General features: G+C 45.7%; 10 protein-coding genes. All 10 read right to left on the bottom strand.

Annotated features, from left to right (window positions below; translation table 11 throughout):
* Positions 1-163 precede the first annotated feature (163 nt).
* The 10 genes from JT717_RS18095 to JT717_RS18050 all read right to left on the bottom strand — a co-directional run bounded on the left by JT717_RS18095 (position 164) and on the right by JT717_RS18050 (position 12172).
* Positions 164-688, bottom strand: a complete 525-nt coding sequence (locus JT717_RS18095) for a serine O-acetyltransferase (protein WP_205512154.1) — start codon at positions 686-688, stop codon at positions 164-166.
* Positions 689-718: 30 nt separating this feature from the next.
* On the bottom strand, positions 719-1885 hold the full coding sequence (locus tag JT717_RS18090; RefSeq protein ID WP_205512152.1) for a glycosyltransferase family 4 protein: 1167 nt from the start codon (positions 1883-1885) through the stop codon (positions 719-721).
* 6 nt (positions 1886-1891) lie between these two features.
* A complete protein-coding gene (locus JT717_RS18085; RefSeq protein ID WP_205512150.1) occupies positions 1892-3358 on the bottom strand; it encodes a lipopolysaccharide biosynthesis protein in 1467 nt (488 codons plus the stop codon).
* Positions 3318-4643, bottom strand: a complete 1326-nt coding sequence (locus tag JT717_RS18080) for an O-antigen ligase family protein (protein WP_205512148.1) — start codon at positions 4641-4643, stop codon at positions 3318-3320. Before JT717_RS18080 ends, JT717_RS18085 begins: the two co-directional genes overlap by 41 nt.
* 61 nt (positions 4644-4704) lie before the next feature.
* The gene (gene gmd, locus JT717_RS18075; RefSeq protein ID WP_205512146.1) at positions 4705-5802 is read right to left on the bottom strand and encodes a GDP-mannose 4,6-dehydratase; all 1098 of its coding nucleotides are present in this window, start codon (positions 5800-5802) and stop codon (positions 4705-4707) included.
* 35 nt (positions 5803-5837) lie between these two features.
* The gene (gene fcl / locus JT717_RS18070) at positions 5838-6794 is read right to left on the bottom strand and encodes a GDP-L-fucose synthase (RefSeq protein WP_205512144.1); all 957 of its coding nucleotides are present in this window, start codon (positions 6792-6794) and stop codon (positions 5838-5840) included.
* Positions 6778-7326, bottom strand: a complete 549-nt coding sequence (locus tag JT717_RS18065) for a UpxY family transcription antiterminator (RefSeq protein WP_205512142.1) — start codon at positions 7324-7326, stop codon at positions 6778-6780. The genes fcl and JT717_RS18065 overlap by 17 nt, the downstream gene beginning before the upstream one ends.
* A 203-nt stretch (positions 7327-7529) precedes the next feature.
* Positions 7530-9956, bottom strand: coding sequence for a GumC family protein (locus JT717_RS18060; RefSeq protein ID WP_205512141.1), 2427 nt, complete (start codon positions 9954-9956; stop codon positions 7530-7532).
* A gap of 10 nt (positions 9957-9966) precedes the next feature.
* Positions 9967-10785, bottom strand: coding sequence for a polysaccharide biosynthesis/export family protein (locus JT717_RS18055; protein WP_205512139.1), 819 nt, complete (start codon positions 10783-10785; stop codon positions 9967-9969).
* Between the two features lie 250 nt (positions 10786-11035).
* Positions 11036-12172, bottom strand: a complete 1137-nt coding sequence (locus tag JT717_RS18050) for a mannose-1-phosphate guanylyltransferase (protein ID WP_205512137.1) — start codon at positions 12170-12172, stop codon at positions 11036-11038.
* Positions 12173-12589: the final 417 nt, after the last annotated feature.

Here is a 12589-nt window from a genome sequence, read left to right as displayed (position 1 = left end):
GTTGTTTCCTGTCTGTTGCTTCTTGCTTATTGTCTACTATTTATTGCCTATTGTCCATTGCCTATTGCCTATTGGTTATTGTTGCCTATTGCCAATTGCTTATTGCCTATTGCCAATTGCTTATTGTTTATTGCCTATTGTCTATTGCTTATTCCCAATTGGTTCAAGCCACTTCCACCGCCTGGAGGCGGGTTTTAATGGGTGCAGCGGGATTGCCCACCACTACTGCATTGGCAGGCATGCTTTTGGTCACTACCGAACCGCAACCAATGGTCACATGATCGCCAATGGTGATATCGCCAATGATACAGGTATTACTTCCTACTTCCACATAATCACCGATCACCGGTGAGCCGGTCAGCACCCCGTTTGGCCTTTGTTTATTACCGATAGTGGTACAGTGGCGAAGCGTGCAGTTATTACCGATCACTACCTGGCTGTTCAGCACCAGGCCCTGGCCATGATAAATGCGCAGGCCGCGGCCAATGCGGGCATTCCAGGGAATTTCAATACAAAAGATCCATTCAACCAGGATCTTGTAAAAAACCCGGTAGGGAAAACCGAGATAATAATAAATTTTACGGGTAGTGCAGAAGTTGGCGATCCTGAACAAGAGCATGATCACGCGCCCTTTTGCACTGTCGTTATTGGCAGCCCAGTCCTGGGTAATAAATGAAAAGAAATTCATAACAGTGTATGGTTATTGTGAGTGGGAAGATCAGGAAGCATACGCACGAAGCAATATTTCGGTATTCCTGTTCCACAGATCTTCCACCTTATTGCTATTGATATTTTCCGCCAGGGTTTTATAATGATCATTTCGCAATGCAAAACGTATACCTTCCGCAAGCTTCACCGGATCATTGGGCGGAACCAGCAATCCGTTCACATTGTGATCTATAAACTCGGGGAAAGAGCCCACATTGGTGGCGATCACCGGCGTATTCAACCCAAAGGCCGTCATCAATACCCCGCTTTGTGTGGCGTCTTTGTACGGGCATACGATGAACTTGGCCTCCTGGATCAAATGCGCCAGCTCATCATTGGGAATATGTTTCTCCATCAGCGTAATATTATGCGTATACGCATTGATGGTGCTTTCGTCGAGGTCAAAACCGGGGTGCCGTTTGCCGGCTATGATGAGTTTTTCATTGGGAAATTCCCTGAACACATCCGGCATGGCAGCTAACAGATCATCGATGCCTTTGTAAGAGGACAAACGGCCAAAGAATAAAATATGCTTTTTTGCTGCCTCCTCCTTTTTCACCACCTTCTTCAGATAGCCGTAGGGGCTCATCTGCAACACTTCCGTTTGTTTATTATGTTTTTTATAATGCTCTTCAAACTGCTTTCTTGCAAAGCGCGAATAGAACAGGTATTTCTTTTTTACCGGCATATTGAAGAAAAAAGTTCGGGGCAGGCTCACCTTCCAGCTGTCTTCGCCGGTATGTGGTACGGGGTCATGAATGGTGATGCAAACATTTTTAAAAGCTTTCAGGAAGAACAACATCCCGATCGCCCGTAAACTGAAGGTCTCAAAATGAATGATATCCGGTTTGAACTGCCGCACGAATTTCCATACATTGAAAGATACCTGTAAGGTGCTATAGGAAAATCCGGTGCGGTGCGGGTGGATCACGAAATGCACACTCGCCGTTCCATCAAAATAAGTTTTCAGGTTCTCATAACTTTGTTTGGTCAGGATCTCTTCCGGTTTCACCATGGTTTTCCCTTCGGGAAAGCGATCGATCTCCAGGATCGTCATATTCTTGCCATGCGGCGTCAGCTCGATCAACACATGTAACTGCACATGCTTTTTCAATACATTGACCAATTCAATAGACACGTCCAAAAAGGCAACCTGCATGTAATACACAACTGTCATGGTAAACTATTTTCTGGTTTGGGATTGACTGAGCGCCGGGAACTGGAAACTGGCGATCGGCAGCTTTATAAAGGCCAGCGCCAGCAATAGCCAGTAGCTGGTGAATAAGGCTACGGGCGGAACTTTGTACGATAACAAAATATATGTACCCACCAGTAATGCGGTCAGCAAATAAAACTTCAATACATGCCCGATAGTTACCATTCCCTTCCGGATCAACAGGGCATCCTGGCAAATATGAAATATCAGGAAAGAGAAAAATATAGCAAGGTTAACCGTAGTAAGGTTTTTAACGAACATAAAACCAACCAGGCAAAAGACCACGTTCAGGATCAGGCTCACCACATTGAACCACATATCGGCTCTTTCCATATTCATTGCCACCAGCACATTGGCCTGCAGCAGGGCGGTAGGAAAGATCAAAATGGTCAGGAACATTTCCTTGGTGTATGTGCCGGTTTCCATATAGGTGCTTCCAAAAGCCCAGGGAATTAACGTATCGGCGAAAGAGTAAATAAATGTATAAGTGAACAGCCCGAACAGTAAATAATAGTTGAACACTTTGCCGAAGTAATTCCTGAAATCAGCAACAGACCCTGTTTTAAATTGTTGCACCAGCGCCGGGAATACCGACATGGATACGATCAACGGCAGGATCTGCGCAATGGCAAATACCCGGAAGGAGATCTCAAAATGGGCTACATCTGTCAAAGGCAGTGTTTTGGAAATAATAATGTTGGAAATGCGCCAGTAGGCGATGGATACACTGCCAATGATGATAAATGGCCAGTTGGCAAAGACGATCTTTTTCACTTCGCTCCAGGCCAGCGGATAGTTCCACAAGGTTCGCATGTTCATGGTGCGCGAGGAACCAAAGGCCAGGAAGAAATTTAAGGTAATGAACCGTACGCCGATCAGCAGTATGGCCATGGTCATGATCGAAAACGGAAAAATAAACAGCAAGCAACCGATCGCGAATTTGAGTATGGAATCGATGATCAAAATGATGAATGTCTTATTCTGGTTGAACTCTGCCACGTTCAGGGCCTTGATGGCGTAAATGATATTATCGAAAATGATGTTCACCCCCAGCAATACGATCAGGTATTGCAAAGTGGCTTCCTGGTACAGGAGAAATGCAACCCCGATACTGCAGAGATAAAAGAAAACACCGCTGTATAATTGGATCTTGATGAAGCGGCTTACCAGCTGTTGTTTATCGGTGATATCAACCAGTTCACGCGTAAACCACTGCCCCAGCCCCAGGGTTGAAAAAGCAGCCAGGAACTGGTAAATGGTATTCGCAATTAAGAAGAAGGCAAATTCACCTGTGGTGTATTTACGCGCTATGATCACAAAAAATAAACTGAGCAAAACGCTTTGCAGGCCATTGGCTGCAATGCCCCAGAAACTGTTCTTTATTAACCGCGACTTAAACAGGCTCACCGTATGCTGCATCAGGTTGTTCTTCATCAACAATTTTTGAGCGATTTGATAAATAGATCAGGAGTGTACAAAGGCTTACCAGCACGATTAGGTTCCTTCTATCGGTAATGGAATACAGCGATACAAAGGATACCAGCCAGCTGATGATCGGTGCTATAAATAACAATACAATCCCATTGGCCTGTTTTTTCACCCAGGCCCGCACAGCACCTACTGCTGCACCCAGGATCAGGGCAAACACCACCAGGAAACCCGGGGCGCCAAATTCAGTGAGGATCTTTAAATAACCATTTTCAGGCTGATCCAAAAAAACGATCTCATCTTCCAGGATCAGGTATTGGTCCTGAGAGAATTTAGACACATAATCTTTGTAATTGCCAATACCGATGCCCAGGAAAGGATGGGCTTTGTAAATGTCGTAGGCTTCCTGCCAGATGCTGGCCCTGAAGTCAAAGGAATTATTGAAATCATCTTTCCGGTTGAACATGATCAGGGACTGTGAAAAGAAGGCGATCACCAGACCACCGGCCAGGCAACCCGCAATAATATATTTTTTGTATTGTACACCGGCAAATAACAGGAGGAACAAAACGCCGGCGCTCAATCCCAGGAAGGCCGACCGCCCCCCGGTCAAGAACATGGCTACCGCCACTGACAGGAACAGCAACAGGTTCTTGATATTCGGCCGCTGGATGTTCCGGTAATTTATCAGGAACAAAAAGCTCAGCATGGCCAGGAACTGTGCATACTTCTGTGAATCGTGGAAATAACTCGGATAACGAATCCCGTTGCTGTCGAGCGTATTCTGATTCAACTCGGCATAAAAGCGGAATTCAAGCCCCACCACCAGCTGTACGGCCAGGAAAGCCATCGATACCAAACACGCTATCTGTAAACCCTTCACCATTTTGGCGAGGAACCGGTTGTTCTGCATACATTCCACCATCAGGAGGCGGGCATAGATGAACACCGGAAACACCGATAAGATGGTGAGTAGTGAATTGGTAATGAACGATGAGGTAAGGCTGCCCAGCAATAACAGGAAGATCAGGGTACAGAAACCACCGAAATAATATTGGTTCGGTTTATAAACGCTCAGGAAATCCTTGTAGCGCCAGAAAAGCATCACATAAGAGCAGGCATCGAACAAGGATAAACTACCAAATTGCCAGGGCGTAACCTTCAGATCAATAACAGGCATGGCGTACAACATGAATAACAGGTATGTACGCCGGGGATGCCTGCTTGACAGTAATAATACAATGAATATTACAAGAGCTGCGGCGGTTAAAACCACCATCAGTGATTTCATATGTTATATTTTGACTGGTCAACCATGCCACGGTCGTGAACCGTGGCACGGTTTGCCCTTATCAGCTGATCAAATGTTCAAATTGTACTTTACCGGCCTTTTCAAATTCTTTTACATCGCTTTCTACCATTTCCTTCACCAGCATCGGCAGATCGTATTTCGGTTCCCATGCCAGTTTTGTTTTTGCTTTCGTAGCATCGCCAATCAGTAATTCAACTTCCGTAGGCCGGAAATATTCCGGGTCAACAGATACCACCTGCTTCCCGATCTCTACCTGGTAATTTTCGTTGTTGCAGGCGGCCACATACCCTTTCTCATTCACGCCTTCGCCGCGGAATTCGATCACCATGCCCACTTCGGCAAATGCCATTCTCACAAACTCGCGCACTTCGGTAGTAATGCCGGTGGCAATTACAAAATCCTCCGGTGTATCCTGTTGCAGGATCTTCCACATGGCTTCCACATAATCCTTGGCATGGCCCCAGTCGCGCCGTGCATTGAGGTTACCCAGGTATAAACAATCCTGTAAGCCGAGGGCAATAGCCGCTACTGCACGGGTGATCTTGCGGGTCACGAAGGTTTCACCACGCAACGGGCTTTCATGGTTGAATAAAATGCCATTGCAGGCGTACATGCCATAGGCTTCGCGGTAGTTGACCGTGATCCAGTAGGCGTATAATTTGGCTACTGCATAGGGACTGCGTGGATAGAATGGCGTGGTTTCTTTCTGCGGTACTTCCTGCACCAGGCCATAGAGTTCAGAAGTAGAGGCCTGGTAGATGCGGGTCTTTTTCTCCAGACCCAGGATGCGGATCGCTTCCAGCAGGCGCAGGGTTCCAATGCCATCGGCATTGGCTGTATATTCAGGCGTGTCAAAGCTCACTTTAACATGGCTCATGGCCGCCAGGTTATAAATTTCATCGGGTTGTGTTTCCTGGATGATGCGAATAAGATTGGTGCTGTCGGTCATATCGCCATAGTGAAGACGAAAACGTACGTCTTTTTCATGTGGATCCTGGTACAGGTGGTCGATCCGATCGGTATTGATAAGCGATGAACGCCTTTTGATACCATGTACCATGTATCCTTTCTCTAATAATAATTCTGCCAGGTAAGCGCCGTCCTGGCCGTTAACGCCTGTTATAAGTGCTGTTTTCATGTTTTGTTTTTTTGAGAGTGGTGAATCGTGATCGATCAGTTGTGGATGCTTTCTTCGAACTGCTGTTTTTGTGTAGATACATAATCTTCATACACCTGCTGCAAGCCTTCCTGTAATGATATCTTATGCCGCCAGCCTAACGCATGCAGTTTGCTTACGTCGAGGATCTTGCGGGGGGTACCATCGGGCCGGGTTGCATCCAGTACGATGCGGCCTTCGAAGCCCACCATTTTTTTGATCATTTCAGCCAGCTGTATAATGCTGATATCTTCACCCACTCCCACGTTTATCGTGCTTCTGTCGTTATAATTTTTCATGAGGAATACACAGGCATCGGCCAGGTCATCGGCATGCATAAACTCCCGTAATGGCGCGCCGGTGCCCCAGATCACTACCTGTGCTTCGTTCCGTTCTTTGGCTTCATGGAATTTCCTGATCAGGGCGGGCAGCACATGACTGCTCTGCAGATCGTAATTGTCGTTGAACCCATACAGGTTGGTCGGCATGGCGGAAATGAAATTGCAGCCATGCTGGTCGCGGTAAGCTTCACATAATTTGATCCCGGCGATCTTTGCGATCGCATAGGGCTCATTGGTCTTTTCGAGATGCCCCGACAATAAGTATTCTTCCTTCAATGGCTGGGGGGCCATTTTTGGATAAATGCAGGAAGAACCGAGGAACAGCAATTTCTTCACATTGGCTGCATACGCCTGGTGAATGATATTGCACTCGATCATCAGGTTATCGTAAAGAAAATCGGCCCGCCAGGTATTATTGGCAACAATGCCGCCTACTTTGGCAGCCGCCAGGAATACATAATCCGGCTGTTCTGTTTCGAAGAACTCAGCCACAGCTTCCTGGCTGCGCAGATCGAGCTCTGCCGAACTGCGGGTAATGATGTTGGTGTAACCGGCTGCAGTCAACTTTCTGACAATGGCGCTGCCCACCATTCCACGGTGGCCCGCTACATAGATCTTATCTGAAAAGTGCATTATAGATATAGTTATTGGTGTAAGAACTGGTGATAGGTATTATCTCGACATTTGTTTTTTCTACTTCGGCTACCATCGCGTAACCGAGGGAAGGGAGCTGCACTTTCACGGTTTTACTTCTCACTTCTATCACATCACCTTCCTGCGCCATTAATGGACCGCTTGAAATTTTAACCCGGTCGTTCATATTAACATGGATCTTTTCTAGTTGAATATTATGGTATTCGTCGAGGAATTGTCTTACCGCTTCGATCTCTTCATCGCGGATAACAGCAGGTTGCCCCAGCCAATACACAAAATTCAAAATACCATCGGTTTGCTTTATGGCCAGATGCTCCTGAGGCGTCGCATGCACAAAAACATAGGATGTAAATAAAGGCTCTAAAACAAGTTTCTTCCTGTCGGCCCACTGACGAACCACTTTGTTCAAGGGACAATAATTCTCAATGTGCTTTCTCGTCAGCAGATCGGCTACCTTCTTTTCCCAGCGCGGCCGCGTGTACACGGCATACCATTTCTTATTCGTATCCATATGCTTCATTTAAGTTTGTATTAAAAACAGGCTCCGCCCAACTCAGTTACAGACCCTGTAACTGGCAATTGATCTTCAATATGTACTTGGTTTTGGGAGGTGGTCGTCCGCTTTCCAGTCACTACCGGGAGCGGCCGGCCACCTAACTTCAGGAGCGGTTTCAGCGTAAGCCCTCCGCAAGGCGGGGGACTTGTTTATCCGATCTATACCGGTTTAAAAGATGTCTTTTTCTTTCTCTTCTCTTTATAGGCATACCCATCGCCATACCCGTATCCGTAGCCGTAATGGTGTTTACCAAATCCGCGCGGACGGATACCATTAAATACAATGCCCATATTCTTCAGGATATTCACTTTGCTGTTCTTATCGATCTGCTCTACCAGCACTTTCGGTGTATGCCGGTGCCTGATCACATATAATGTGGCATCGCAGAAAGGCGATATAATGTAGCCATCGGTTACCGGACCAACCGGCGCCGTATCGATGATGATATAATCAAAGATGCCATCCAGGTAATTCAGCAGCTCTGGCAGGCGGCTGCTCATTAAGAGTTCTGTGGGACTGCCAGACAATGGGCCTGCAGGCACAAAGAACAAGTTCTCGTTTATTTCAGTGCGTTTGATGATCTCTTCGGGTTCGCGCGTTCCCAGCAAATAACTGGAGATGCCGACCTCTGATTTTATATTCAGGTATTCGCTGATCGCCGGGCTGTGCAGGTCCATTTCCAGCAACACGACTTTCTTACCGGTCATGGCCATGCTCAACGCAAGGTTGGTAGCAATGAAACTTTTGCCTTCTCCCGAGATCCCGGAGGTAACCATCACCTTTTTATGCGTGGTATTGATACCCAGGTAATTCAGCGCCACGCGCAGTTTGCGGAACTGCTCTGCTACGAAGGTGCGGCTGTTGGCGCCACCGATCACGATCGGATTCTTGGTCTTATCCTGTGAAATTTCTGCGATCACCGGATGTGCGGTCAGCCGCTCGATATCCTGGCGATACATTATTTTCTTATTGAACAATTCCCGCAGCGTTATCCAAACAATACCCAAAGCCAGGGCTACGATCACCGCTATGGCATACACGATCGGCTTTTTCGGACTAACCGGCGCTACGGTCGTAGAGGCTTTGTCAACCACGCGGCTGTCAGATACATTGGCCGCATAGGAAAGCGCCGTCTCTTCTTTCTTTTGCAACAGGAAAGCATAAATGCTTTGCATGGTGCTTTGCTGACGGCTTATCTCTATAAGGTCGCGTTCCTTTTTGGGAATGGTTTGTAATACGGATGTATAAGAGCTATTGGTGTTGGCCAGGTTTGCTTTGCTGGCTTCCAGGCTCTGCCGCTGGTTCTGGATGTTTTCCAGGATACCCGGTTTTATCCGGTTGATCTGGTCGCCCACAGAGGCCAGCAAAGGGTTGTTCTCGGCCGTAGTGGCTTTCTTCTTTTCATATTCCAGTTCCAGCTCATATAATTTATCGAGCAGGTTCGATAATACGGGGTCAGTTACGCCCAGTGTTGAAGGCGCGATGCTGCTCTTATTATCTTTTTGCTTTACATAATTCTCTACCTGGTTCAGCACAGCGATCTTCATCTCGATCTCGCTCAGCTTCTGGTCATTGGCGCTTACATTCTCCAGGAACAATTTGCCTTGCTCGCTCACGTTCACTGCTTCCTGCTGCGATTTGTATCTTTCGATCCTGTTCTCTATACTGCTCAGGTCGCGGGCTACGTGGTTCAGCCTGTCTTCCACGAAACGCAGGGTATTGGCTGCCAGGGTATTTTTATCCTTCAGCATGGCAATATTGTAAGCCGACAGCAAAGTATTCAGGATATCTTCTCCACGTTCGGGCACTTCGTCACGAATGGAGAGATTCAGGATAGAAGACAATTTACTGGCCGATGCGATCACCAGTCGGTTTTGGATATCAGCAATTGCCTTTTTCGGTTTTTCTAGGGAAAAATAAAACTGTCCGCCAGGCACATACGCTGTATCCTGTAAGCGCGTATTCGGCTCGAACTGCAGTGTACCATAGGGCGTAGCTACCCATTCGTTAATGGGGAAGCTATCCACGCCAATGATCACTTTCTTTTCATTTTTGACATAGGTAAAAGGTACTTTCTTTACTTCCCGCAAGCTGTCAGGACTTTGTGCTTTCACCGTGATGGGCGAAGTAGTATAAGCCGGCAGCCCGCCGGGGGAAATACCTTTTTTGGTGAACCAGTTCGAGATGGCGTTAGCGGATAACCATTTGTTGCTTTCCATCCAGGTATTGATCTTCCGTTCTTCATACACCGGAGCATACAACTGAAGGTTGTTTACCACTTCCTTGATCAGGGTACGGGATTGCAACACCTCCATTTCATTCTCCAATATCTTTTTTGTAGATATCAGGTTCAGGGATTCAAGGCCTTTGGAATCTTCTACGCCTTTTTTCTCGTCTTTGATCAATAACCGTGCTGTGGATTCGTATTTGGGAATGGCATACCGCATATACACGGTGGCCGCCCCTACTGCGAGCAACAACAGCAATACAAACCACGGCCAATTCGAAGCATAACGGTTCCATAATTGGCTAAAACTGGTTTCCTTACTCTCCACTTCCAGTCCGTTTTTGTGTGTTACCTGCATAAAATATATTTTATCTAGTTAAACGATCGACTACTATTACACCCAGTGATAAAGCGCTAAACACAATTGGTAACCATAGCTGGGCCCGCCCTGTGCTGGCTACTTTTGATTTATTTGGTTCCACATACACTACGTCATTTGACTTTAAATAGAAGTATGGGGAATTAAAGAGCTCAGTTGAATTAAGATTTAAGCGGTGAGTAACCTTCTGGCCATCTTCATCACGGATCACCAGCACATTATCGCGTTTGGCGTAAATAGTGAGGTCGCCCGCCAGTCCAATGGCTTCCAGTAACGAGATCCTTTCGCTGGGAACTGTTACTACGGTGGGATGAGCCACTTCACCTAATACGGTCACTTTAAAGTTTAGAAAACGAACTGTTACGATGGGATCTACCAACAGTTTTTTATCCAGCAATGTTTTGGTGAGATGATCTTTCAATTCATCTTTTGTTAGTCCGGCCGCTTTTACCTGTCCTAAAAAAGGGAATTGAATATTGCCGTTGCCATCGACCAGGAAACCGGTGGCAGTAGTAGTTGTTGACGTTGATGTAGCCGCACCACCCGGCGCATTATTGTTATTGGCCTGATTGAATACAGCCGATGCTTCGGGATTCAAACTGCTCACTGAAATACTTAACAGGTCATTATTTTGTATAACCAGTTTTGGAACAGTTGGCGCTGCAAAAGAGCCGTTTTTCTGATCGGAAAAATAAACTGCCTTTTTAGTATTCACACAGGATACGCTTGCCAGCAGTATTAACACAACACAAAAGTATCGCAGGGCCTGCCATAAACGTGGCAGTGCCGTAATCATCCTATAACCCATATTTGAATTTTAAATGTGCTTGATAAGCTATTATTTGTTTACGCTTCGCTACGGGATCACAGATCCTGTCAAATCAGGTACAACCAGGGTAAGGTGGTGTTTTTAATAAGCAAGCAATAGGACATTCAGGATTTTGGGGGTCTTATATCAAAAAGCTTGCACATTTATCTTATTCGTATTATTTATTTTATGTGCCGGCTCTTTTATATTTTTCTTTAGGAATGATTTTCAGCTTACAAGCAAAGTCTATTTAATAAACACGTTCAACACCTGTAGGGGTCGGTTTTAATTTGTTATTAACAGAATACAGATACCGTTCACCCTTTGTCTTTTTTACTTCACTTACATAATTTTTGATGTCCTGTTCTTTTTCTTTCTGACAGATCAACAGTACATCTGAAGTGTCTACCACAATGTAATTCTGCAGCCCCTGTAATACCACCAGCTTCTCATCGGAAGCATGTACCACGCATTGTGTTGTATCAATTACCATTACACTGCTTCCGGCCACTGCGTTATCGCGTACATCTTTTCCCATATTCTCCCAGGCGCTGTTCCATGTTCCAAGATCGCTCCACCTGAAACTGGCGGGAATTATATAAACGTTCGTGGCTTTTTCCATGATCCCCACATCAACTGACACATTTTCGCATACAGCGTATATATCGGTGATCATTAATCTCTCAAAACTTGTTCCAAGCCAGCTTTCTTTTTCTTTAAACAATTGATACAGATCGGTAAGATATTTTTCAATTGAACTAACGATTGATCTGGCCTTCCACACAAAAATTCCCGAGTTCCACAGGTATTCCCCACTGCTAAGAAACTGGGCAGCGCGCTCTGCATCTGGTTTCTCGGTGAATGTGATCACTTTATGAACGCCGTCGCTATTTGCGCTTTTGTCGAACTGGATATAGCCATACCCCGTATTGGGATAAGAAGGTGTGATGCCCAAAGTAAGCAATGCATCGTGTTTGTCCACGAACCGGAGGGCCCGGGTACAAACCTGCTCAAACTCCTGCTGATCGAGGATAAGATGATCAGCCGGTGCAACGATTATGGATGCATTGGAATCTTTTTGCAGGATCTTGAAAGAAGCATATGCTATGCAGGGCCCTGTATTCTTTCGCTCAGGCTCCGTTAAAATGTTCTCTTTCGGCAGCAATGGCAATTGCTTTTCTACAATGCCTGCATAATCTGTAGAAGTAACTACATAAATATTTTCAACGGGCGCCAGTTTATCGAAACGCTTGAAGGTTTGCTGGATCAGCGTTTCCCCGGTTCCCAAGATATCCAGGAATTGCTTCGGATAATCCGTTCTGCTTACCGGCCAAAATCGTGAACCAATACCGCCAGCCATAATTACCACATAAGTTGATCGTTGCATACGTTTTATTTTGTTTCAGCAAAAAGATGCACTAACAAACAGATACTGCTTGTGCTGTTAGTAGCAATCGTTGATTAATTAAATTGGAAATAGACTAAATACTCTCTGAAGCAACTCATGTCTCGCACCCACGTGTATTAGATTTAGTACTCAATCCCCAGTATGGCTATTATAATTGTAAAAGGGACATTATCATTTAAAAGGAACCCGATTGCCTTATGCAAAAGCAGGGCCTTAAATAAAAAAGACGAGATGGAATTCCACAATTCCACATGCCTCAAAAAATGTTATCGGTTCATACATACAGGGATGAATGCAGAACCAGATTGAATTTGACGCGAATTACCGGTGGATAAAAAGAAGTTATCAACATTTTTGCTAATACGCATTTAGCAAAAATTCATGCAGTTTACTGAC

This window comes from Longitalea arenae (assembly GCF_016924755.1).
In the GTDB taxonomy this organism is placed as follows: Bacteria; Bacteroidota; Bacteroidia; order Chitinophagales; family Chitinophagaceae; genus Niastella; species Niastella arenae.
Note: the sequence above shows the minus strand (reverse complement) of the source record. Positions and strands in the feature narration are given on the sequence as shown.